The organism is Enterobacter cloacae complex sp. P2B (assembly GCF_014895985.1).
Taxonomy (GTDB): domain Bacteria; phylum Pseudomonadota; class Gammaproteobacteria; order Enterobacterales; family Enterobacteriaceae; genus Enterobacter; species Enterobacter bugandensis.
On record NZ_JADBQQ010000005.1, the window covers coordinates 108,784 to 128,645 of the forward strand.

Below are 19,862 nucleotides of genomic sequence, written 5' to 3' on the forward strand. Positions count from 1 at the left end.
GTTATCCCCTTGCTTTGCGTGGTGCCTGGTGGTTTTGCTGGATAGCCTGGCCGATGCGCCCGCCCTGGCTGATATCGGCAACAATCATATCGATCGTCACACCGTTACCGTTCTGGGTCGCCTGCGCGTCGACAGTTGCACCGGTATAGTTCTGAATGTTGATAGTGACAGGCACAGAACTACCGCCGGCACCGGAATTCATCTGCTTGTTGCTGATGACTTTTCCGTTGTCGCCGGGGATCATGTACTGGCTGCCATTGTTGGCCTGGTAGATTTCAGGCATGCCGCCCTCACCCACCTGATACGTACGTCCAGCCGATACCGGGCCGCCGTTCTTACGCTTCCCGGCAATACCGCCAGCCATCGCCATAGCAGCAATAAGGGCCGCAATACCGATAGCCGCAGCACCACCGAATGAACCGATTGAGGCAACGGCCGCCGCAGGGGTCCAGACCGCCATTGTGGTAGTGGCCGCCGCGGTGCTTGCCGCAGTGGTTGTCGCTAAACCAGCAGTTTGCGCCGCAGTGGTTGTGGCTATCGCAGAAGTTTGCGCAGCAGCACCCATCACGGCTGATTTAACCCAGTCGACTCCCATCTGAACGAAGCCGTTAATCAGGCTATTCAGGGCGTTGCTGGCGAGAGATTGCATTGCCTCCTGTGCCGACATGCTTCCGGTCAGGATCCCGGTAAAGGCATTGGATGCATTGCCTGCGAGAGAGTCAAAACTCGCGGCCAGCAACTCATTACCCATACTCTGGTTGCGGAAAATCTCCCACTGGGCAGCGATGCGCGCCTGCTCATACTGCGTGTCAGTTGCAGCACGCAATGCCATGGCGTTCTGGTGAGTAATAAGCCCCTGTTGCTCGTATGCCTGAATAAGCGCGAGTTTCTTGGCGTTCTCGTTAGCCAGCTGCTGAACAGGGTCAACTCCGCCGACCGCTTCCTGCTGTGGCGTCACAGCCTGTTGAGACTGGATTTTCGCGAGGTTAGCCTGGTGCGTTGCCGCCAGTCGTTCTGAGGTCTGGTTGTGCTGTTCCTGGCTGATTTTCTTCGCAGCCAGCGCCGTATTCAGATCCTCAACATCCTGTTTGTAACTGGCGTTCTCAGCCGCTTCAGGGAGAAGCTTCTGTGCTGCAGCTTCAGCTTTGATGGCGTTGGCTGTATCCCATTTTTTTGCCGCATACTGACCTGCCAGCGCTATCTGCTCTTTAGTAGCTCCTTTCCCGAGCGACTGCTGCGCAGTCAGGATGGCCTGCTCGCGACTCAGCTTGTTCGTTGAGTCTGCCGCCAGTTCTGATTGCTGTTTCAGGTTCGCCAGCTTCTGGGCGATAGAATCAGCTTGGGAAGCCCCCTTCTTCTGCTCAGACTGAAGCGTCTTCTGCGCCTGCGTATTTTTGTACGTAGCAGCAGCATCATCTTCCATCTGCTTGGCATGCGGATCATCCTTCGCAAACCCGGCATCTTCGGCGGCGTATTGCGCCTGCAGCCGCGCGCGGGCCTCGCCCTGTAGTTTCGACAGAGCAAGGTTTCGCTCAGACTGCTTGATCAGGTTTTTCTGGCCGGAGGTCAGGTTGTCGACCTCTTTTTTCATTCCAGAAAGATTGATCTGTGCTTCACCAGCAACGCGTACGAGTTCGGTTAGTGGCCCAAGGAAAGTCCTGATTGCATCGGCACCGGATTTAGTCGAGCTTTCGGTGCTCTGGAGCTCAAGGACCAGTCTTTGCAGTGCTTCAGGCGTAGGATTATTCGCCACATCAGAGAGTTGCTTGCTTAGCTCGAATGCCCGCTGTTCCGATACGCCAAATTTATCCGCAAGTGTGGTTACGGTGTTCTGGATCGCGTTAGCGTTAACAGTGAATTTCGCCCCGGCATTCCTCGCCTGCTCCATAGCTTTCGAATAGCCATCTGCAGTTACGCCGACGGTCGAAAGGTTTTTATTGAATTCGTCAATCGACGCGATACCGCCTACGAATGACGTTTTCAGCTTATCGGTGAAGCCAACAATGGAGTTTGACGCATCGTTGATTGATTTAGGGATCTTCGCAATGGCAGCGTTGTATTCAATCATTGCCTGATTTCTCAGGATGGTTGCTGCCTCTGCGTTAGTTCTTGCCAGGTTGGCATACTTATCTGAGAGGGCGGCCACACCATTCTGAGAGACGGTAATGACCTTATCCATCGCTTCAGCTGCATCTTTCAGAGCTTCCATGGCGTTTTTACCGCCATTAAGCGAGGTGATAAGAACACCAGCAAGAACCGAGCTCAGCGCAATGATTGAACCGACAATCGCACCACCAGGGCCGAACGCACCAGCAAGCTGTGACCCCTGCTGCGCGAAAGCCACCAGAGCAGATTGTCCACCCTGCACCTGGATAATGAAGTCCTGAACCTGGTACCCTGCCTGCTGCATGCTGGACTTCCAGCTGCCAGTGCCTTTTGCGCCATTTTCAACGCCAGTCTTCATGTCATACAGGCGACCAGTAAGCTCGCCGATCTTCTGCTTTTCTTCGTCTGTCGCTTTCGACCCGGCACGCAACTGCGCAGCCAGGACTGCGGCACTACGCGCGCCATTCTCCTGCGCTTCGTCCAGCACAGCCAGCTGGTTACCCAGCGCCTCGATGATTGATTCTGCACGACTGAATTCGCTGCTCGCACCGCCGGTACCGCTGCGGGCCTCTTCCATTGCGCGGGCAATTCCGCTCACGTTGGTGTTCAGCTTGCGCAGCTGGTTATCCATCGAGTTGGCATAACCGGCCAGTTCAGTAAATGCGGATCCGGTTTGAGACGCGCTCTGGTCGAGGTTGTCCATTCCCTTACCTGACTGCTGGGCCGCAGCATCCAGTTTGTCCAGAGCATCAATGGCCTGTTTCCCGCCCTGTAGCAGCGGCTCAACGTCGGCGCTGATTTCATACACGATGCTACCGGCGTTCTTCTCACCTGCCATGTCATTCTCCGGTTATTGCTTTGCTTTTGCCCTGCGTGCGGCCTGTTTAGCCAGGTACTCGTCGGCGATGCTGTCGTATTCTTCGCGAGTAAAGCCTTTCTGGTCAGGGTATTTCGACGCCAGCAGCATCTGGAATTCGGTCATCGTTAACTGAGAGGCCTCGGCTCGGTTCATTTCAAAGTGGCTGCGTGCCGCGCTGATGTAGTCGAAGGCTTTAAATTCGTTCGTTCTCGCACCTGTTTCGTGGCGCTGCAGTTGGCGAACCTTTGCCTTTCCGACGACACCGTGCTGCATGAGATGCTGCGCCAGTACGATTATGTCGTTCTTCGGCATCTGGCCCGGGCGGTAGACTACGCAGTGCCGCCACCCTTTCCACTCGCCGATCATTGGAGTCAGGTCTTCCTCGCAGCACGCCTGCAGCACCAGCATGCATGTTGATAGCAGCTTCTCAGCGGCGCGATTGAATGATGGAGATAACCAGGCGGGGAAGTACCCCAGCGCGCCTGCGCACACCTCCATGAGCTGAGCGACATCATTGCCGTGGATGGTGGCGTACGCCTGCACAATCTCTTCGGGAGTGCCGATCCTGGTCATGGCCTCGAATGAAGGTCGCAACAGGTAATCCTTCCCACCTTCGCGGCTGTCGCTGATCGAGAGTTCGCCAATATCGGTTAAAGCGGTCATAAGCCTTCCAGTAAACGGACATTATCAAGGGCAGCACGCCGCCCTTTGGAATATCCGTTAGGTAACGGTAACCGTATGCACGGCCACAAAGTTGCCGTCTTCGGTGTTAATGATGATCTGCGCGCTGCCGGTGGCGACGCGCGTCACGGTAACGGCGTTTCCGGAGGCGGTTGCCGTTGCTTTGGTCGCGTCGGTAGTCGCTACAGTGAAGTCTTTGTTGGTAGCGCCAGTTGGTGCGATATTCACCGTGAAGGTGCTGGTGCCGCCTGCCGTGCCGGTGCTGGTTGCCGGGGTTACCGTCACGCCAGTCACTGCCACTGCGGTCAGTTCATTCACTTCGATGGTGCTCGCGTCGCCGACTTTGAACTCGGTCGAGAACGTGACGATGTCGTTGGTGCCGCCGTCAGAGCTCAGCGCCGTGATGTTCATGTAGCCGATGAATTCGACCGGACCGTAGTCCATGCGCACCCAGATACCGGGCTGGCGCTTGGCCTTCAGCTCGTCAGCGAAATACTTGATGAACTTGCCAACGCCGTACTGATCCAGTTTGTCCTTCTTGCGCACTTCGCCTTCAAAGCTCAGGGTGAAGTCACTGTTGGTGATGATGGTCTCGACATAGCCGCCGCCGTCATCCGCATCAGAGGTAACCGAGTTCGGGTTGAAGTCGAAGCCCTTCGACGTACCAGCGGCCAGCGCCATCCACTCACCTTCGAGTGGTTTGACGTCCGGGCAGCCATCGGCGACTTCCAGCACGACCGCACCGCCGAACAGGCGCTCGTTCGAGTTCTGGCAATTAGCCATGTGAAACTCCTCTTTGACGTATAAAAGAAAACCCGCCGGAGCGGGTTATTTGTTTGGGATGGCTATTCGCCGTAAGTACAGGCGAACTGGAGTCGGAAGACTATTCGCCCTTCTTCTGTGAGCACCGGCGCAGGAATTGCGCCCATGTTCTGGATGTAGCCGACACACTCGTCAGCCATGGGGTTGGCCTTGACATAATCGACGATGCGCTGCACGGCATTGAGCGCGTCTTTGCGCTTGTCCTTCGCGCCGACGACGTCGACCAGGACGTGATACTCAGAGCCTAGGTCAGTTCGAATATTCGACCCGCCGTTTGGCCTGAAGACCATGATCGCCTTCGACAGGTCGCCAGGGTCGTCGTACATCAACTGCTGCACCGTGAATCCGGTCGTTAGCCCGGCGTCGCCGAACATGTTGCGCACCCGCTCGTGCATCATGGGTGTCATAGCGAAAGCTCCTTGCGCATCACCGCGTCAACGTTATCGCGCTCGTCATTCGCACCTTTGGTCAGGAACTTAGGCTCGCCATGCGGATCCCAGTAGTTGCCCGTTCCTGTCCCGCCGCCGAACTGCTGCCTTGAACGGGTCGTACCGAAGTGCGCGCGCGGCTGGCCTTTCAGCTTGCCTGACGCCTCATGGACGTACGCAGCATAGTTGGCTGAGTAGCCGATGCGCCCGGTAATGAACACGCCGCCAGCGTCGATTTCCCGAAACTGGCTATTAATCAGAGTTGAGGTGTCGATCGGGGTGTAATAGGCTGCCCGGGCGCCGATGAGAATCATCGCCGACTGCAACGCACGGATTACCTTGCGCCCCTTAACGTCGTTGATGACATCATTCAGGTGCTTCTTCGCCTGGCTGATGCCCTTCACTTTGATGCCCATGGCTACACTCCGGTCAGGATGGCGTAATCATCCGCCAGTCGTTCAAACGTGTCGGCGTAACGGATAACCTGCCGCACCTCGTCGGCACCTGCCACGACCGGGTCGGGTTCGGTAGACACGCCAATCAGCAGATAATCACCCGCGGCGGCCAGAGCGAACTCCGTCCAGACGGTGTTCTTCACGACGATTTCGGCGCCCAGGCTGGCTAACTTCTTGCTGAGCCCGCCCTCGTAATCACAGAGGATTTGCTCAGGTTCGGCATAGCCCAGCGGATCGCCGTATTCGTCATTACCTTCCAGCTTTCGCCAGATGGTCGCCGTGGCGGTATAGCTCCAGTTCGCTACCGATGACATCAGCCCTCCTTCCAGCGCAGCACCTTCGCGCCAGTCGCCCGGATGCGCGGGCAGTTGATGTGCCACTCACCGTCCGATTTCACGTAGCCAGTAGTCTCCCGCCCTGTGTCGGTAATCACCCATACGCGAGTGAAGGAACGCGGTAGCCCGTGCTTAACTGATTTGTACGTCATCACTTATCCCCGCACATGCAGCCGCCCTTCCCGATCCAGATACCAGCGAATGCCGGGGCGGCGGTAGGGTCAGCAGGAATTAGAGAGGTGGCGCAGCCGTACTTATCCAGCCCGCGCAGCATGTTCACGGAGGCTTTCCAGCGGTCGGCAAACGACTGATAACGGAACGAGCGAGACGCACCACTCGGAGCCGTCTGGCTGGAGATGTATTTATCTCCCTGCCCGAGCCCCATAAGCGCCAGTAGATAGAGTTGAATCAGCAGAGCTGTCGATGCCGGATAATGCGCATCGAGACACTCCTGAATGCTGTTGGCCTGGTCGACGAGAGCCTGAAGAACAAAATCGGGAATGGTAATTCCCTGGCTCTCCAGATACTCCTTCGCCTGTTCGAGAGTTACCATTATCGACTCCGTGAAATACCCCGCCGGAGCGGGGCATAAAAAAACCGCCTTAGCGGCGGCTGTTATTCAGCAGGGAAAAGCTTTTCGAGCTCGCCATCAGGCAACAGCTCACTGAGCTTTTCAGCGCCCAAATTGCCTTTGAACTCAATACCCAACTCAGTAAGGCGGCCCTGAATAATCTCTTTGCGAGATTTCTCACCGGTACCGGCATCAGGAGTAGATGGGGTAAGTTCTCCGCCTGCCTCACCATTCATGAGACGGACGTTAGACTTCAGCGCCGGGTGCAGTTCTTTCAACTCCACCACCTGTCCTACCTTCACGCCGAACCATGGGCGCACAACTTCGTATTTAGCCATGCTGTTTCCTTACGCCAGGTTAGCGCCGTAGACAACGCCAGACAGGCCCTGATCGTCTGCGGTGATTTGCAGACCTTCAGCAGACATAATCTGGAAGTTGTAGTTAACGTTAGGCAGTGGACGCGGCAGCGGAACAACGCCTACAGCCATACCCACCAGTGGAGAGATTACGTCACGGCGACGAACGTACGCGATAAACTCGTTACCGGTCAGCGCGAAGCTCATGCGGATTTCCTTCACCGGCGCGAACGGCAGAACAGCCTGCAACACAGTGCCGCTTACAACGCCATTCACCACGTAAGGCTGCGCCAGGTTTGCCCAGATTTCCGAGGAAACCCACATCACATCGTATGCGGCGACTTTGTTCGTGCGTGCGGTGGTGCCGAATGCGCCTTTACCGAAGAATGCAAAGATCGCGGTCATGTCAGCGGTGGTCAGATCGATGTTTGCGCCACCAGCACCAGAACCGAGGTTTATCTTCTTGGTGTGGCGGTGGTTCTTGATGCCCTGCGCCGGATAGGACTGAACCTGAATTTTTGAATCGCCGTTCAGGTAGTAGTTAACGCGCTTCTGGTTGAACTTGCGCATCTTCGCCATCTGCGAGTCCAGCACCAGGTCAATACCCACAGAGTTCAGGCCAGCAGCATTACGCCAGTTAACACCGTAACCAGCAGTGAACACCGGAATCGGGTCACCGTCGCTCGCGTAGTCAGTGTGATCGAAGGAGAATGGCGCCTGACCATCGATGCTTACTGACACGTCGTCAGCGATGTCGCCAACCACGTTATACAACTTGGCGGTTTTACCGACCGGCAGCACGGTCTGAACGCCGATCAGGTCGTTCACGATTTCCATGCCAACTTCCTGATCGCGCAGTTGCAGCACCTGGTTGTCAATCTCAGCCCAGAAGTCACGGGAGAAGCCGCCAACAGCGTTACAAGCCAGCATATCAGGCGTCATGATTGCGCGGTTAGCCGCGATGATGGAATCGTTCTGCAGGTTCCACATGTTGCGGTTTGCCCACAGCTCGCTCCAGTGCCCGCCGAGGCGGGAGTTAGTCGCCAGCGTCTCTTTAGAGAAGTACATATGTGTTTGTCCTTTTGTTACGCGCCAGCTGCGGCGACAGTGCCAACGCGCATGCGCACGCGAATGAAGTCGGTGGTGCTGGCTGCGATGGTATATTCATCCTGGCTGTAGCCGATCACTGAATCAGTGTCGGAGGTGGCAAGGGTGAATTGACCAGCTGTGCCCAGCTTGATCGGGCTGTCTTTCTTATACGCGCCAGGCAGGCAACGTAATGCCAGCTCACGCCCTTCTTCGACGTAGTTGCCGACAGCAGAATCACCGGCAGGGATTGATTCGGTGATTGTTAAGCCCTGGTGATAACCAACATCGATGATGTACAGGCGGCCGTTTAGCGCAGTGGCCTGGGCGAATTTATCGGATGAGTTGATAGTTGCCGCAGTACCGGGAAGCAGCGCGGCGGCCGTAGTGCGGGTTTCGGTCTTGTACAGAGACTGACCGTCGATATTAACGCGACGATAACGAGGCATTATTCCGGCTCCTTACTTGAAGTGTTCGTCAGCGGCAGGTGCGCCGGTTTCTTTGTGCTGCTGTGCATTGTTAGCACCCAGCGGAGCAGCTTCGCCCAGCGACTTGAACATGGCGTCCAGCGCTTCGCCTGACAGTGCGTTGGCCACGATATCGCCATGGACCTTCGCAACCGCTTCGCGCTTTGTTTTCTCTTCGGCGCGAGAGTTAGCAGTCAGGGTTTCGGTAAGCTTGTCCTGATTGGCCTGCAGACCGGTGATCGCATCCTTAATCGGATTCAGGGCATCGGCGAAGTTAGCGGCCAGGCCTTTACCGATTTCGCTGATCAGCTCTTGTTTCTCTTCAGTGGTTAAAGGCATGTCGCCCTCCGTTTTGTGGTTTGGTGCAGGCTGTTCCTGCGGTGTGAATAGAGCTTTGAATTTGTTGGCCACGACGGCCACCCACGATTCCTGGCGCGCTACTGCGGTTCCGGCATCGTCGAAGGTGATAACGCCCCCCTCAGACCTGTAGCCAAACACCTCAGCGGTTCCGCCGTTGCTGATGATTACCGCTTGCGAGTCAGTGAAGTCAGCAACCCAGGCATATTCATCCGTACCCGGCGCAAACTTAGCTTTGGCTGCACGATCGAGGCGCTGTTCACGCTCCCGGTATGATTCACCCACCAGCGCGCCTGAGTTCGCTTTAAGCGGCTGAGCCAGATCAGCGTTAACCATCAGGCCAACGCCCTGCTCAGGGGTGGCGGCTCCGACTTCGTGCAGCAGGATCGCGTCGTGGTCCATGCCATGGATGTCGGCAACCCACTCCGCACCTGTTGCGCGCTGCTGCTCGTTGGGCTCGAGTTGGTCAAGGAATGCGGCGACGCTGGTATGAATCGGCGGAACGTCTTCACCACGCTCAATAGCAGCGACACGTTCAAGTAGTTCTTTACCGCCTTCTGACTCACTGGCACGGGCCACATCAACCCACTTTTCGAGGTAGATGCGATTACCGGACTTCTTAACGTTGCGGTTCCACGCGCCGATATGGCCTGCGTTAATCCCCTCTGGGGAGAAAGCAGACACGAACTGACCGTTAACCTGAGGATGCCCAAGCGGTGCCAGGGTGCCTTCCAGCCCCTTATAGTGGGCGTCGATTTGCTCTTGCGTGTACAAGCCGCCATTCATGACGACGTTTGCTGGCAGCGTGTAGCTCGGCAGCACCAGATGCTCACGCCCGTTGTATGTTTCGCGCCGGATAGACTGGCTGTTCACCTTCGTGGTGATGTTGACCTGCATAGGCATAGTTATTTCTCCGCCCAGGCGTAACCGCGCGCCTGCATCGATTTATATTCCTGTTTGAGTTTCGTGATGGTGTCCGGGTATTCCGGTTTACCGTCCGCATCCACCAGCACCGACTGCTGGCTGCATTTGCAGTTGATGGAGTTGCCATCCTTGCTGTACCAGTCACGGACCTCTTCATTGGTGTAGAGGTGGGCATGGCGCACTGCGTGGGTGTGTCGGGTTGTCGGTGAGAGTGCCGAGATGTGAACCAGCAGCGTTTTCAGGCCGAAGAGGTCATTCGCTTCTTGATCTTCATCCCACTTAGCCCTGCGCAGCGCGGTGGTCACTTCTGTACGCGCTATTCTGTTCGCCCGGCGTTTCTCGATACCGGCCTGGTCCGTCAGGTTGCGGGCAATGTCCAGCGGATTGAGACCACGGCCCACGCCATCAGTCAGCACGCGCGCCATGTCGCGCTTAACTTCCGCACTCAGTCCCTTCATTTCCTCAAACACACGGGCATGCACCAGCGCCATGCGTTGCTGGTACGGGTCGCTTGCGAGGATGGACGTCAGCGACTCACGCCCGGCGGCGTACACCGGGGATTGCTGGCTGAGGTTGTAGAACGACTGTCCGGTCCCTTTCTCCGATGCCAGATCGATGTACTCGTAAAACCACAGGTCGTAATCGCCACCTTCAAGCAGCACCTGATCCACCAGGTAACTGGCATCGTTCAGGATGATGGAGAGTAGCGTTGGGTTTAGCTGGTATTCGTATCTGGCGTTTACTGCGAGGGAGGAAGGTATTTTGTCGAGTGCTGATTTGTACGCTTTACCAATCTTATTCATCCGCCTGGCGAAATCTTTCATTGCCCGGCGTTCCAGCGCATCGGCTCCGGTCGGATCCTGATAGTTACGCGGTAGAATTGGTGGCTTCGTCTTCTTCGTCGCCATCCTCTTCTCCTAACGGGAATTCATCAACGTTTTCATAACCGGCGGCTGTGCGAATTTCTTCGCGACTGAATGCCGGATTTTCTCCGCTGCCCTGGAACGTCTGGTTAATCTCAGCCATGGTTTTTGCATTGGCGAGCTTCTCAGTTCCAGTCTGTTCGTTGAGGTCATCCCAGATAACCGTCTTCTCGCTGACTGCATCAATAATTTTCAGATCAATGAGCTTGTCACTGAAGTCTTCAATTTCGAATGACAGGTCACCGCGGCGTGACTGGCAGCGCGCGTTGAAATATTTCTGATCCTCGGTGCTTGCCCTTTCACCCGTCTGCATCCCAACCAGAACTTTCACAGGGATATCAACAGATGCAGCGAAGGTTTGTAGGTTGACGTTATAGGTCGCTGACGGATCCGCTACAGCTGTGACCAGTGGTGTGACTGTAGCCCCTTGGGTTGTCATCAGAACATCGTTACCACGGTTCATTTCCCCGGCAACTTCGTTAAACTTATCCTGCAACTCGTCAATGCTCACGCCATAAAGTGACGCGAGATTGTTGAAGTCGATTTCCTTCTCAAAATTTACATTAAGCTGCCGCGCGGCGTTCTTCAGGAATGACTCACCAGAACCACCCTCGACCTTCTCAAGGCTGACGCAGGCGTTATAGCCAGGCTCAAGGAAGCCAATAGCATCATTAGAATAGTCACCAAGGATGAAGACGCGATCGGGATGTACGAAGCGCTTATTTGTCCCGCCATTTGGCAAGCTCTCAACGTATTTCCACTGCTTTGGCTGGCCGTAATCTGCCGATTTCTGGTCAGTAACCCACTCGCTAACTGTTAGTGACCCAGCCCATGCGATCGTCACCTTTTTTAGTGACTTCCCACGAACAACCGGCTGGTCCCACTCTCTGGAATCATTGATGTGCAGCAGGATGCCAGCATAGCGACCGACCAGGCGGCGGCGGTCAGCTTCAGCAAAGGCCCGCCATAGGCGCTTTGTGAAAACCTTTTTGGTGATCTTCTCCCAGGTAGTCTCATCCTTGCTCTCGTCGGCATCATCACCCTCAATGATTTCCGGGTTAGTCTGCCAGCACTTGCCCACCAGCTTCTCTACTGCACCGTGGGCTATTCCACCACGACGGTACAGTGCGTAGAGGTTTTCGTAGGTTACCTGCTCAGGGAAGCCATACTCACACCATGCGGAATGGCGCTTATTGTCCAACCCCATCGTCGGTGCCATCAGCCCCATTCGGGCACGCGCCATCAGCGCATCGTTCAACGCATGGTTGACGGCGAGAGTCAATTTGTCAGTCATGGATTGTCCGTTGGTGGATTTATGGCAATAAAAAAGGCCGCCGTGGCGACCATGTGTTTTGTGTAATTTTACTCGAAATCTTCCGGCACCTTACCTTCTTCTTTCATCCAAGCGAGTAACTGTTTTGCACTGGTTTCTTCATCCTCTGCGAATACCCCGTAACTACGTACACATTCGCCAGGGACACGTTTCAGTGTAAGGGTGGCTCTTACCTGCCCTTCAGCAACTTCATCAAATTCGATTTTCATGGCCGATCCATTTGCTAATTTAAGTGAATAAGCATCTTATCGGCCCTGCAGACGTTTTGGAATCATCATTCCAACAGGCTGCGATCCATTCAGTTCTGTCAGCGCGTAAACCATCGCGTCGAGGCGGTCAGGCGATTTCTTAGCGGTGGCGGGTATGTATTCCATCAGCTGGTTCTCCAACACGTAGAGGTTGCCGTGATTAGCCACACGGCCCTGCTCGTATAACGCGGATATCGGCTCCGCGCGGGCATACTTCCCTTTGCTGGCATGGACACGAATGATGCGACCTTTGAACCCGGCGTTGCGGAGTGTCTCCTCCGCCATGTCTCCGCCCTGGTTCGTCTCGATGACTATCGCGTCAGCTTCGTGTTGCTCATAGGCCGATATGGCTTTCTTGGCCCATCCAGCAGGTGAATATTTTCCGCTGTAATCGCCATCCACAGAGAACTGCTTTTTGTCACCGGCACCATATAAGCTGGCAGCGACAATGCCTGTTTCATCGCTCTCGTCGCTGTTTGTTGCCTGTGGGTCAATCGCCACGACTGTGCGAACCTTACCGTGATGAATTTGTAGCTCGCGTGCCGCGCTGATCATCACTTCTGTCCACAGGGCTCCTTCAGCATTAAACCTGCGTGGCTTCTGCATGTACTGAGCTTCTGCGGTGCGCCGGTGAGAGAACAGCGATACGCGGTGCGATTCATTGTGCTTAAAAGGCCACAGCCAGCCGTCAGGCAAGCCATGGTCAATCGGTATAGCGTGGGTGTTTTCAGGGTACTGCGCAGCGTATGGCTGACTGTTGTCGATAATCACCGGAAGATTCAGGTGGTGCCACTTCTCACCACTCCCGCCACGCAGTAGATAGCCGCTCAGGTCGTGGTAATGGATCCGCTGCATGATGACAATCATCGGCGTCGTCTCGATCGCCAGTCGTGATTTGATTGTCTCGTTGAAACGGTTGTTCACGCCGTCGCGGACGATCTCAGAGTAAGCGTCATCCGGCTTAACAGGGTCATCGATAATCAGCGCGCCCTGCCAACCCGGCTCCATATGGCCGGCACGGAAGCCGGTAACCTGCCCCGCAGCTGATGACGCGTAAACGCCGCCGCCATGTTCGGTCCACCACATTGCTTTGCTGTCTGCGTCATCGCGCAACGACATCGGCCACATCGACTGGTAGGCCTGCGACTTAATCATGCCGCGCGCGGTTGAGGAGTTCAGCAGCGCCAGGTTATGCGAATAGGACAGGTGCATGAAACGGGCCCGGCAGTTCAGCGCCAGCCCTCGGCCCATCATATTGATGGTCGCCAGTTCCGTTTTCGTGTACCCAGGCGGGACGTTGATGATCAGGCGCTGAATCTCACCATCAATGACGCGGTCCAGCGTCTGCTGAATCACCTTGTGGTGCGGCGCGACAATCATCTTTCCGCCGGTGCGCTGCTTGAAGAAGTAGCGCGCGTAATAGAGCCCGTCCTCTTCGCATTCAACCTTACGGGCAAATGTCTTTTGCTCAGCAGTCGTCATCCTCCATCATCTCCTGCCGTGCGGATTTGTATTCCTCTTTGCTCATGGTGATCGTCTGGATGGCGCCACCATTAGGGCCGGAATGTTCAAACTTGTGCTTATTGGTGTAGGCATCGCCGCATTCCTTCGCCGCCTGCTCGATGATCTCTGCCGTAAGCGCGAGGTTCTTCATGCCCTCGGCGCGCGTTGCCATACGGTCGAGAACGCGGAGTCGGTATGCCTTGTTGGCGATCGGAATATCGGAGATTTCATTCTGGAAGCGCTCGCGGGTGGCATTGAACATGTCCACCCACTTCTGCGCCAGCCCCCTGCCGTTTGCTTTCGTCGGGTCGTGAGATTCGACCTGCTGACGAGTGATGCTCAGGCCAAATTCTTTTTTGACCAGCTCAACCACCTGGGATGGGGTATCGAAGCAGGCAAGGGACTGAACGATGAAGGCTTTGACCTCACCTTTCAGTGTCGCCATAGATTACCTGCCTGTCATAATCAGTCATATTGTTAGGCCAGCTTTAACATGCACGTCCCGCATGACCTGGCTATATCGATGTGAGCCACTTCTGCAGGCGCATTTGCCGCATCAACGAGCTCCTGTACTTCTTTGCTGGCACCGTATCGACGTACGACACCAGTGAATTCTTCGACGTCGTGGCCGCGCAGTGTAAGCACTGGCTGCCCGGTCTCTTTGTTGAACTTCGGCGCGCCGAAATCATCGGTGGCCTGAGCGATGTGGTAAAGCTCGTGCTCTACCAGTGCGCAGAACTCGAGGTCACTGCATTGTGAGCAGTAATCGGCTGCCAGCGTGATGATGAAATTCGGTATTCGCCCGAACCATTCATGCATCTGCTGTTCCATTCTGGCTTTCTGCCATCCACCGGCGCGGAGCATTACCTGTTCGGCTTGACCGAGAACGTAGCGGCCCTTCTTCGCGAACGAATCGGACGCCCACATGAAGCAGAGATCAGCCTCAAGCAGGTGCTCATGGTCAGGGTTATGGATGCTGCCGGTATCGCTGAGGATTTGGCGGTTTATCCACTCATGCACTTCGTTAGCGGGGATCAGCCTGGTGTATGGCTGCCAGCTTTCGGAGTCGATGAAGTTAACTGGCGGGTATGGCCTGCGCTCGTCATCGTTAACCATGGGTTACTCCGTAGTTTGTTCGGTCTGCTCTGCTGATACTGGCGTGAATCTCATGCGCTTCACGTCAGTTGGGATGAAGTACAGCCACTCACCATCCTCGTTCGCCAGCGGCACAAAGCCGTTAACCAGTTCAGGCTGACGCCGAGACATCTTGCCCGTGAAGGTTTCATCTGTTTGGGTGATTAGCGTGATTTGGTAGATGTCGGACATTGAGAGCCTCTTAATGAGCTTGAGGGATGTCGCATTAATTTTCCTCTACATGAGAATATAACTTATCACTCACTGTAGGAGCAGGGGTCGACTGACTCGATTTTCCTATAGGAGGTAACATGTCCCAAAACCAATTTTTCGAACTCGCAAAGGCCTATGCCGACGGCATCAATGCGATCATTTCTCTGATTTGCCTGTTGATTGCAAAGCACTACGGCGTTCTTCAATACTTCTAATCCCCGCCTTATCCAGATTGCACTGCCCCAGCGCCGTGTAGAGCTGAGCGTTTAACTCCAGACTTGCCTGCCACGTGAACGGAACCGCCATTCCGGGGATCGGCGTGTCTGTGGTCAGGTCAGCGCTTATCGGCACCACTGGGGCCGGAACGTAAACTGTCTGCGTATTCCCGCAGGCTGTCAGCAGCGGCAGAAGGAACAAGCTGGTTAGCGCACGGATCGCCTTCAAGCGCCTGCCTGATGTAGACAATGCGCGTCTCGCCTTTTTGGGCCAGTTCGTTCTTTGCATTCTGGGTAGCCTGTGATATGTCACGGATGAGGTTCATCGTGGTGATCACGTTGTTGGTGATCGCCTCCGATTTGTCTGCCCGGACCGTCGCCTTATCGCGCTGGTCTTTGTAGGTGATGGCGTTGTCGCGGTAGTGGTTCACGAAGAGCGCCAGCATGCCGATTACAGCCACCACCAGCAACTGCAACCAGTAACGCCTGACCAGTGCACCAATCACGACAGGAACAGAGCGCGCTCTGCCTCACGGCGACGTGTCAGGCCATTCAGCACCTTCCCACCAGCTTTATTCCAGCGCAGGAACTCATCGGCAGCGCCAGCGCAATCTCCGGCATTGAGTTTTCGCAGGAGAGTAGATGTCGACAATGACCGGGCGCCGAGGTTATACGTGAACGACACCAGGGCATCAAATTGCCCCTGAGTCAGACCGACTTTAACCAGTCGTGACACGTCACTTTCATAGCTGACCAGCCCGGCCTTCAGCAGACGCTCTGCCGTTTCCTGCTTAATCGTCATCCCGGCGCGGATTGGTTTTCCGTCGACAGGCTGAGTCCAGCCATAGCCGATCGTCCAGACGCCGACACTGTCCTGGTAGGCTGTGAGTTTGCAGCCTTCGAACTCTTTGATCAGGGCAATGCCCTTTTCGCTGGTATGCATGGACTACTCCGTTATAACGACCTTCGCAAGGTTTCCACGCGCCAGCCACACCGCCATGCAGATGAGGGAGTTCAGCAGCAGATCGCCGAGGTTAACCTGTACGTAGTGGCCGAGCAGAATGTTGAAGGCGTTGAATCCGGCGGCAAGGATGACCAAGTAGGCCAGTACCGCGACACTCAGGCGATGACGCTTTCCCTCTTTCCGGAAAAACATCAGCCTGACCATGATTAAAAGGCAAACTATGGCGTTTGCATCCATCAGAAGAAGCTGCCATGTCATTTATCTTCCTCCCCCAGCCCCGGCATCTTCCCGCTTTTGGATTTGCGGAGAATACGCAGCAGGACTGCCACGGAAATGGAAGCAGTGACAATTGCACCGACAGCTGGCGATACCTCAATGCTGGCCGGTGGCTTCATCAGGCTTAACGGCGTGTTGATGATTCCGGCCATGATTTTCGCCATGGGTACGGAGAAGAACACCCCACTGATAAACGATATCAGCGCAAAGATAGCCTGCTTCCAGAGTTGATGGGGATCTGAGGTCAGAACGTATAGCGCCGTTCCGGCGAGTGATCCGAGCATCACTGCTGGAGTCGCCTCCGGAAACAGCGTGGCAAAGGTTACACCGACTGATGACGATGTAAGACCAACGCCTACGATAGTGAAGGTCTCAGACATATTTATTCCGTGTGTAGTTGGTTCAGGCCCTCGGGACGATTTAACAAGAAGGCATGTCGAGGATGGTTCCCGGAGCCTGAAAATAAAAAAGCCAGCGACAGGCTGGCAATGTGAGGGTAAGGCAATGTCGACTCTATGGCCGAAGGGTCCCAGGTAGTGGGTTCTGTGTGTGGCGATCGGACTCGAACCGATACTCAGGTTCAGCATTAGCATCATGCCTGCCCTGCCGGATAACCGGTTGATGCGTTACTCTACCCATTCAACCCGCAAGCGGGAATTGAGTTACACCACAACGGATAGAGCACTGGACGCCCGGATGGCATTAGTCGCGTCTACCGGTTTTCGCCTTGTTCAATGCTCTTTCCTGTTGTGCACTCCGTTTCGTGGAGCGGACGGCATAACGTATTCGCGAATTCAGTTATGCACCTGATGCAAGATAAAGCCGCCGCGATGACGACTTGTTTTGCTGATGGCTCGCCTGGCTGGATTCGAACCAGCGACCAACCGCTTAGAAGGCGGTTGCTCTTTCCTCTGAGCTACAGGCAAATTGGTGCAGGGCAAAGGAATCGAACCTCTGACGCGCAGCTTACAAGGCTGCCGTTCTGCCACTGAACTAGACCGGCGAATTTGGCGGGACAGGAAGGATTCGAACCTTCGACCATTCGGTTAACAGCCGAACGCACAACCGCTGTGCTTCTGACCATGAAACGAAAAAGCCCCGCACGATGGCGAGGCGGGTAATTTTATTCTTTGTAGTTAAGGCGCTGGTTTCCAGTCACCCCATTCAGGCTCACTTGAGGATTTAAACCAACCCTCGATCGCCTTCATTGCTGCTTCGGTACACTCTTCGCAGTTGGATGGGTGAGCTGGCTTTCCGTCATCACCGATGCTGTAGGAGCAACCCTTACGCCACTCCTCTATTACCTTGAGTGGGTGCATGGGTCTTTTAAGCTGGCTTACTTCCATCTCAACCTCTTAACGAAGTGTTTGATACCGCCAATGCATACAACAATGGCACAATATCAGATTTACATGAAATATATGCGTTTCAATCCAGTTTTGCAAGACTTCTATCGAAATTTGTCGCCTTTTGTTGTGAACGTGATCGCTTAACCTGCAACAAAGCACCGCTGTCCAGGCGAAGGAAGATACGTCTCATCTCCACCCAGCGGTCCGTAAACGTTTCTGACCAGTTCTTTGGCGTTACGCCCACCAGTTCCGCGAGCACCTGATATTCGTACGTCTCACGCCCTGCCAGTTCAGCTTTGACGCCCTGCGCCGCCAGCCATATCAGCTTCTTCAGGCGCTCCATCGTCTTGCTCGCCACCTTCCTCGCTCCGAGCTGCTCCCGGAACTCAGCCCATGCCCACTGGGTGATCGCCACCTGGTACTCGAAGCGGATGTTCTCGCTGTAGTTCCACAGCAGCCATGCTTTCTGGTGCTCCTCCAGCGACAGAACAGCGCGGCGCCATGAGGCGGTGACGAACTCAACCGGGCTGACTAACGCGATAGACGATCCCTTGGCGCGGGACTGGCTGCCGCTCATCGCCGGGCCGTCGGGGTTAACCTTCCGGCCGGTGACCGGGTCGGTTATTTTCTTCCGTCCCCGACTGCGCGCCGTCGCGGTGAACTGTGCATTCTCGGCGAAAGCTACCAGTTGCCCTTTCGTCGCCCCGCTCAGATCTGCGGTCGCCACAATGAGCTGCTGACGTACGTATTCCAGTTGCTGACTGTTCATGCGGCTTCCTTATGTGGCTGGTTTGTTTTGGTCTGGCTGTGCTTTGCTACTGGCGGCAGATTAGCGCGCTTAACGCTTTCTGCCTGGTACCGGAGGAAGTCGGCGTGATTCATGCTGCCTCCTGTCGGCGGGCACGGCGTTTTTCCAGCGCGCGGGATTTACGGGTGAAGATGGATTTGATGCGCCGCAGGTATGGGATGTCGAACCGGCGGACGGAATTGTCGTTGTTTATCGCCTCAACTTTTTCGGCACCAATGCGCTCAATAAGGCCCTGTTCAAATGCCTTTTGCGCGCCGTCCCGATCACGGTTGCAATAGACGCACTGAGCTGCGGTATTGTGAAGGTTGAAAGCCAGATGCGCGGCAGCTCCACGGGTGCGGTAGTGGCCGCAGTCCATGGTTCCGCCAAACTTCTGCTCTGGCATCCTGCCGCAGCTGATACATGGCTTGCCAGCATCCCTCAGACGGACGTACCGGTTGAAAGCCGCCTGCGCTTCAGCCCTCCACTGCGGTTTCGTTTTTAGCGCCACCTTTCTCGCTTTCAGATCCCGGCGATCCGCCCGCTCTTTCTCTTTGCGCTCCTTGATGCGCTTAGCCGCGGCTTTCACCTTCTCCTTTTCTCGTTCTTCCATCGCGAGGATTGTGCCGTGCTCCGGACAGCACCAGCGGATCCGGATGTCATGGAATTTCGGCACGAAGTATTCACTGCATACTTTGCACTTACGGCGGGATGGTTTACGCATGATTCCTCCGTGCCGCGAGACGCAGCCATTTCTGATCCACCAGGCGGGCGGTGTAGCCTTTCAAGGTCGGGATATCGGACGGCTTAACCGCAGGCTTGCGCTGTCGGCGCGCCGGAACGCGGAAGATTTCGTTGGTGATGACGCGGGATAGTGGAGTAGACATCACGCCTCCTGCTTATCGCGCAGCTGCTGGTATTCGCAACCGTTCGGAATTGTCAGGGCCAGGCCGAACTGGGCGCACCACATTTCAACCTTCACCAGGAAGATATGCATTTCGCCTGTATCGAGGTCGGCGGTGTGGCGTGGCTCCCAGGTCGTGGTTTTCTCACCGGTGATGAAGTCGGTGTAGGTCACCTCTTCACAGCCGAGATAGGTTTTCTTGAGGTTGCGCTTAACCCACTCCGGAGTTGCGTCGGTACGTCCGGAGCTAACCAGGTACTCGCTGATTTCCGTGTACCACATGTGGCTGAGCGCGTTCTGCGACAGGCTGCGCTTCTCGCGCCATGGCTTAACCTGAAGGCGGAAACATTGCCCGGCATCCAGCAATGGCTGAATCTGCTGGCCTATGGCGGCGAAGTTGCCGCGATGGAGTTTGATACCGTCTACTGGCAGAGTCATACGGCCTCCTTGACGGAAACCGCAGAATGCAGAAAATCGCAGGTGCATTTCTGCATCTGTGACAATGTGAGGAGTTCAGATTGTGGTCGCATTTAAGTCCCCTTAAATGCGCAGAAGTCGCAACCGGC

Annotated in this window: 28 protein-coding genes and 2 tRNA genes; all 30 read right to left on the minus strand. The window is 55.5% G+C overall.

Annotated elements, in window-relative coordinates:
• Nucleotide 1: 1 nt before the first annotated feature.
• The 30 genes from IM313_RS04825 to IM313_RS04965 all read right to left on the minus strand — a co-directional run bounded on the left by IM313_RS04825 (nt 2) and on the right by IM313_RS04965 (nt 19,734).
• Nucleotides 2-2,944 (minus strand): tail protein (tape measure), encoded by a 2,943-nt coding sequence (locus IM313_RS04825; protein ID WP_192971359.1) that lies wholly within the window; start codon nt 2,942-2,944, stop codon nt 2-4.
• 12 nt (nt 2,945-2,956) lie between these two features.
• Nucleotides 2,957-3,628 carry a DUF6246 family protein gene (locus tag IM313_RS04830; RefSeq protein WP_192971358.1) on the minus strand — a complete coding sequence of 224 codons (672 nt, stop codon included), beginning with the start codon at nt 3,626-3,628 and terminating at the stop codon, nt 2,957-2,959.
• A 57-nt stretch (nt 3,629-3,685) separates the two neighbouring features.
• Nucleotides 3,686-4,429 (minus strand): Ig-like domain-containing protein, encoded by a 744-nt coding sequence (locus tag IM313_RS04835; RefSeq protein ID WP_192971357.1) that lies wholly within the window; start codon nt 4,427-4,429, stop codon nt 3,686-3,688.
• 62 nt (nt 4,430-4,491) lie between these two features.
• Nucleotides 4,492-4,875, minus strand: a complete 384-nt coding sequence (locus tag IM313_RS04840; RefSeq protein WP_109174252.1) for a hypothetical protein — start codon at nt 4,873-4,875, stop codon at nt 4,492-4,494.
• Nucleotides 4,872-5,312 (minus strand): HK97 gp10 family phage protein, encoded by a 441-nt coding sequence (locus IM313_RS04845; protein ID WP_192971356.1) that lies wholly within the window; start codon nt 5,310-5,312, stop codon nt 4,872-4,874. Before IM313_RS04845 ends, IM313_RS04840 begins: the two co-directional genes overlap by 4 nt.
• Nucleotides 5,313-5,314: 2 nt before the next feature.
• Nucleotides 5,315-5,665: a hypothetical protein gene (locus IM313_RS04850; RefSeq protein WP_058648025.1), complete on the minus strand. Its 351-nt coding sequence runs from the start codon at nt 5,663-5,665 to the stop codon at nt 5,315-5,317.
• Nucleotides 5,665-5,838 carry a hypothetical protein gene (locus tag IM313_RS04855; protein WP_061351789.1) on the minus strand — a complete coding sequence of 58 codons (174 nt, stop codon included), beginning with the start codon at nt 5,836-5,838 and terminating at the stop codon, nt 5,665-5,667. The genes IM313_RS04850 and IM313_RS04855 overlap by 1 nt, the downstream gene beginning before the upstream one ends.
• Nucleotides 5,838-6,239, minus strand: coding sequence for a hypothetical protein (locus IM313_RS04860; protein ID WP_192971355.1), 402 nt, complete (start codon nt 6,237-6,239; stop codon nt 5,838-5,840). The genes IM313_RS04855 and IM313_RS04860 overlap by 1 nt, the downstream gene beginning before the upstream one ends.
• Nucleotides 6,240-6,301: 62 nt before the next feature.
• Nucleotides 6,302-6,595, minus strand: coding sequence for a hypothetical protein (locus tag IM313_RS04865; protein WP_016245425.1), 294 nt, complete (start codon nt 6,593-6,595; stop codon nt 6,302-6,304).
• Nucleotides 6,596-6,604: 9 nt separating this feature from the next.
• Nucleotides 6,605-7,681 carry a major capsid protein gene (locus tag IM313_RS04870; RefSeq protein WP_192971354.1) on the minus strand — a complete coding sequence of 359 codons (1,077 nt, stop codon included), beginning with the start codon at nt 7,679-7,681 and terminating at the stop codon, nt 6,605-6,607.
• 17 nt (nt 7,682-7,698) lie between these two features.
• On the minus strand, nt 7,699-8,148 hold the full coding sequence (locus tag IM313_RS04875) for a hypothetical protein (RefSeq protein WP_192971353.1): 450 nt from the start codon (nt 8,146-8,148) through the stop codon (nt 7,699-7,701).
• 12 nt (nt 8,149-8,160) lie between these two features.
• The gene (locus IM313_RS04880; RefSeq protein ID WP_192971352.1) at nt 8,161-9,426 is read right to left on the minus strand and encodes a hypothetical protein; all 1,266 of its coding nucleotides are present in this window, start codon (nt 9,424-9,426) and stop codon (nt 8,161-8,163) included.
• A gap of 2 nt (nt 9,427-9,428) precedes the next feature.
• Nucleotides 9,429-10,355, minus strand: a complete 927-nt coding sequence (locus tag IM313_RS04885) for a phage minor head protein (RefSeq protein WP_192971351.1) — start codon at nt 10,353-10,355, stop codon at nt 9,429-9,431.
• Nucleotides 10,315-11,664 (minus strand): anti-CBASS protein Acb1 family protein, encoded by a 1,350-nt coding sequence (locus tag IM313_RS04890; RefSeq protein WP_192971350.1) that lies wholly within the window; start codon nt 11,662-11,664, stop codon nt 10,315-10,317. Before IM313_RS04890 ends, IM313_RS04885 begins: the two co-directional genes overlap by 41 nt.
• Before the next feature lie 68 nt (nt 11,665-11,732).
• The gene (locus tag IM313_RS04895; protein ID WP_116339176.1) at nt 11,733-11,912 is read right to left on the minus strand and encodes a hypothetical protein; all 180 of its coding nucleotides are present in this window, start codon (nt 11,910-11,912) and stop codon (nt 11,733-11,735) included.
• A gap of 36 nt (nt 11,913-11,948) precedes the next feature.
• A complete protein-coding gene (locus IM313_RS04900; RefSeq protein ID WP_192971349.1) occupies nt 11,949-13,433 on the minus strand; it encodes a DNA-packaging protein in 1,485 nt (494 codons plus the stop codon).
• A complete protein-coding gene (locus tag IM313_RS04905) occupies nt 13,420-13,899 on the minus strand; it encodes a DUF2280 domain-containing protein (protein ID WP_022651005.1) in 480 nt (159 codons plus the stop codon). Before IM313_RS04905 ends, IM313_RS04900 begins: the two co-directional genes overlap by 14 nt.
• A 32-nt stretch (nt 13,900-13,931) precedes the next feature.
• Nucleotides 13,932-14,570: a putative metallopeptidase gene (locus IM313_RS04910; protein WP_192971348.1), complete on the minus strand. Its 639-nt coding sequence runs from the start codon at nt 14,568-14,570 to the stop codon at nt 13,932-13,934.
• A 3-nt stretch (nt 14,571-14,573) separates the two neighbouring features.
• Complete coding sequence (locus IM313_RS04915; protein WP_192971347.1) at nt 14,574-14,780, minus strand: hypothetical protein; 207 nt, start codon at nt 14,778-14,780, stop codon at nt 14,574-14,576.
• Nucleotides 14,781-15,135: 355 nt separating this feature from the next.
• Nucleotides 15,136-15,522, minus strand: a complete 387-nt coding sequence (locus IM313_RS04920) for a DUF2570 domain-containing protein (RefSeq protein ID WP_192971346.1) — start codon at nt 15,520-15,522, stop codon at nt 15,136-15,138.
• Nucleotides 15,519-15,959: a lysozyme gene (locus tag IM313_RS04925; RefSeq protein ID WP_192971345.1), complete on the minus strand. Its 441-nt coding sequence runs from the start codon at nt 15,957-15,959 to the stop codon at nt 15,519-15,521. The genes IM313_RS04920 and IM313_RS04925 overlap by 4 nt, the downstream gene beginning before the upstream one ends.
• Before the next feature lie 3 nt (nt 15,960-15,962).
• Nucleotides 15,963-16,238 carry a phage holin family protein gene (locus IM313_RS04930; RefSeq protein WP_192971344.1) on the minus strand — a complete coding sequence of 92 codons (276 nt, stop codon included), beginning with the start codon at nt 16,236-16,238 and terminating at the stop codon, nt 15,963-15,965.
• Complete coding sequence (locus tag IM313_RS04935) at nt 16,235-16,636, minus strand: putative holin (protein WP_001514183.1); 402 nt, start codon at nt 16,634-16,636, stop codon at nt 16,235-16,237. Before IM313_RS04935 ends, IM313_RS04930 begins: the two co-directional genes overlap by 4 nt.
• 470 nt (nt 16,637-17,106) lie before the next feature.
• Nucleotides 17,107-17,182, minus strand: a tRNA-Arg gene (locus tag IM313_RS04940).
• Nucleotides 17,183-17,184: 2 nt separating this feature from the next.
• Nucleotides 17,185-17,259, minus strand: a tRNA-Thr gene (locus IM313_RS04945).
• A 425-nt stretch (nt 17,260-17,684) separates the two neighbouring features.
• Nucleotides 17,685-18,374 carry a bacteriophage antitermination protein Q gene (locus tag IM313_RS04950; RefSeq protein ID WP_192971343.1) on the minus strand — a complete coding sequence of 230 codons (690 nt, stop codon included), beginning with the start codon at nt 18,372-18,374 and terminating at the stop codon, nt 17,685-17,687.
• Nucleotides 18,371-18,487 carry a hypothetical protein gene (locus IM313_RS22505; RefSeq protein ID WP_094881377.1) on the minus strand — a complete coding sequence of 39 codons (117 nt, stop codon included), beginning with the start codon at nt 18,485-18,487 and terminating at the stop codon, nt 18,371-18,373. The genes IM313_RS04950 and IM313_RS22505 overlap by 4 nt, the downstream gene beginning before the upstream one ends.
• Entirely contained in the window at nt 18,484-19,116 is a 633-nt protein-coding gene (locus IM313_RS04955; protein ID WP_192971342.1) for a recombination protein NinG, read from the minus strand. The genes IM313_RS22505 and IM313_RS04955 overlap by 4 nt, the downstream gene beginning before the upstream one ends.
• Nucleotides 19,109-19,279 (minus strand): NinE family protein, encoded by a 171-nt coding sequence (locus tag IM313_RS04960; RefSeq protein WP_032652810.1) that lies wholly within the window; start codon nt 19,277-19,279, stop codon nt 19,109-19,111. Before IM313_RS04960 ends, IM313_RS04955 begins: the two co-directional genes overlap by 8 nt.
• Nucleotides 19,279-19,734 carry a YbcN family protein gene (locus IM313_RS04965; RefSeq protein ID WP_023277185.1) on the minus strand — a complete coding sequence of 152 codons (456 nt, stop codon included), beginning with the start codon at nt 19,732-19,734 and terminating at the stop codon, nt 19,279-19,281. The genes IM313_RS04960 and IM313_RS04965 overlap by 1 nt, the downstream gene beginning before the upstream one ends.
• Between the last annotated feature and the right edge of the window lie 128 nt (nt 19,735-19,862).

Bases quoted from the DNA above. Each gene is read 5' to 3' on its own strand.
- IM313_RS04905 (WP_022651005.1), bottom strand. From the start codon at position 13,899: ATGGCGACACTGAAAGGTGAGGTCAAAGCCTTCATCGTTCAGTCCCTT.
- IM313_RS04830 (WP_192971358.1), bottom strand. From the start codon at position 3,628: ATGACCGCTTTAACCGATATTGGCGAACTCTCGATCAGCGACAGCCGC.
- IM313_RS04955 (WP_192971342.1), bottom strand. From the start codon at position 19,116: ATGCGTAAACCATCCCGCCGTAAGTGCAAAGTATGCAGTGAATACTTC.
- IM313_RS04895 (WP_116339176.1), bottom strand. From the start codon at position 11,912: ATGAAAATCGAATTTGATGAAGTTGCTGAAGGGCAGGTAAGAGCCACC.
- IM313_RS04925 (WP_192971345.1), bottom strand. From the start codon at position 15,959: ATGCATACCAGCGAAAAGGGCATTGCCCTGATCAAAGAGTTCGAAGGC.
- IM313_RS04840 (WP_109174252.1), bottom strand. From the start codon at position 4,875: ATGACACCCATGATGCACGAGCGGGTGCGCAACATGTTCGGCGACGCC.
- IM313_RS04860 (WP_192971355.1), bottom strand. From the start codon at position 6,239: ATGGTAACTCTCGAACAGGCGAAGGAGTATCTGGAGAGCCAGGGAATT.
- IM313_RS04915 (WP_192971347.1), bottom strand. From the start codon at position 14,780: ATGTCCGACATCTACCAAATCACGCTAATCACCCAAACAGATGAAACC.
- IM313_RS04965 (WP_023277185.1), bottom strand. From the start codon at position 19,734: ATGACTCTGCCAGTAGACGGTATCAAACTCCATCGCGGCAACTTCGCC.
- IM313_RS04825 (WP_192971359.1), bottom strand. From the start codon at position 2,944: ATGGCAGGTGAGAAGAACGCCGGTAGCATCGTGTATGAAATCAGCGCC.
- IM313_RS04845 (WP_192971356.1), bottom strand. From the start codon at position 5,312: ATGGGCATCAAAGTGAAGGGCATCAGCCAGGCGAAGAAGCACCTGAAT.
- IM313_RS04935 (WP_001514183.1), bottom strand. From the start codon at position 16,636: ATGTCTGAGACCTTCACTATCGTAGGCGTTGGTCTTACATCGTCATCA.
- IM313_RS04930 (WP_192971344.1), bottom strand. From the start codon at position 16,238: ATGACATGGCAGCTTCTTCTGATGGATGCAAACGCCATAGTTTGCCTT.
- IM313_RS04960 (WP_032652810.1), bottom strand. From the start codon at position 19,279: ATGTCTACTCCACTATCCCGCGTCATCACCAACGAAATCTTCCGCGTT.
- IM313_RS04950 (WP_192971343.1), bottom strand. From the start codon at position 18,374: ATGAACAGTCAGCAACTGGAATACGTACGTCAGCAGCTCATTGTGGCG.
- IM313_RS04890 (WP_192971350.1), bottom strand. From the start codon at position 11,664: ATGACTGACAAATTGACTCTCGCCGTCAACCATGCGTTGAACGATGCG.
- IM313_RS04880 (WP_192971352.1), bottom strand. From the start codon at position 9,426: ATGCCTATGCAGGTCAACATCACCACGAAGGTGAACAGCCAGTCTATC.
- IM313_RS04900 (WP_192971349.1), bottom strand. From the start codon at position 13,433: ATGACGACTGCTGAGCAAAAGACATTTGCCCGTAAGGTTGAATGCGAA.
- IM313_RS04835 (WP_192971357.1), bottom strand. From the start codon at position 4,429: ATGGCTAATTGCCAGAACTCGAACGAGCGCCTGTTCGGCGGTGCGGTC.
- IM313_RS04910 (WP_192971348.1), bottom strand. From the start codon at position 14,570: ATGGTTAACGATGACGAGCGCAGGCCATACCCGCCAGTTAACTTCATC.
- IM313_RS04885 (WP_192971351.1), bottom strand. From the start codon at position 10,355: ATGGCGACGAAGAAGACGAAGCCACCAATTCTACCGCGTAACTATCAG.
- IM313_RS04870 (WP_192971354.1), bottom strand. From the start codon at position 7,681: ATGTACTTCTCTAAAGAGACGCTGGCGACTAACTCCCGCCTCGGCGGG.
- IM313_RS04850 (WP_058648025.1), bottom strand. From the start codon at position 5,665: ATGTCATCGGTAGCGAACTGGAGCTATACCGCCACGGCGACCATCTGG.
- IM313_RS04855 (WP_061351789.1), bottom strand. From the start codon at position 5,838: ATGACGTACAAATCAGTTAAGCACGGGCTACCGCGTTCCTTCACTCGC.
- IM313_RS22505 (WP_094881377.1), bottom strand. From the start codon at position 18,487: ATGAATCACGCCGACTTCCTCCGGTACCAGGCAGAAAGCGTTAAGCGC.
- IM313_RS04865 (WP_016245425.1), bottom strand. From the start codon at position 6,595: ATGGCTAAATACGAAGTTGTGCGCCCATGGTTCGGCGTGAAGGTAGGA.
- IM313_RS04875 (WP_192971353.1), bottom strand. From the start codon at position 8,148: ATGCCTCGTTATCGTCGCGTTAATATCGACGGTCAGTCTCTGTACAAG.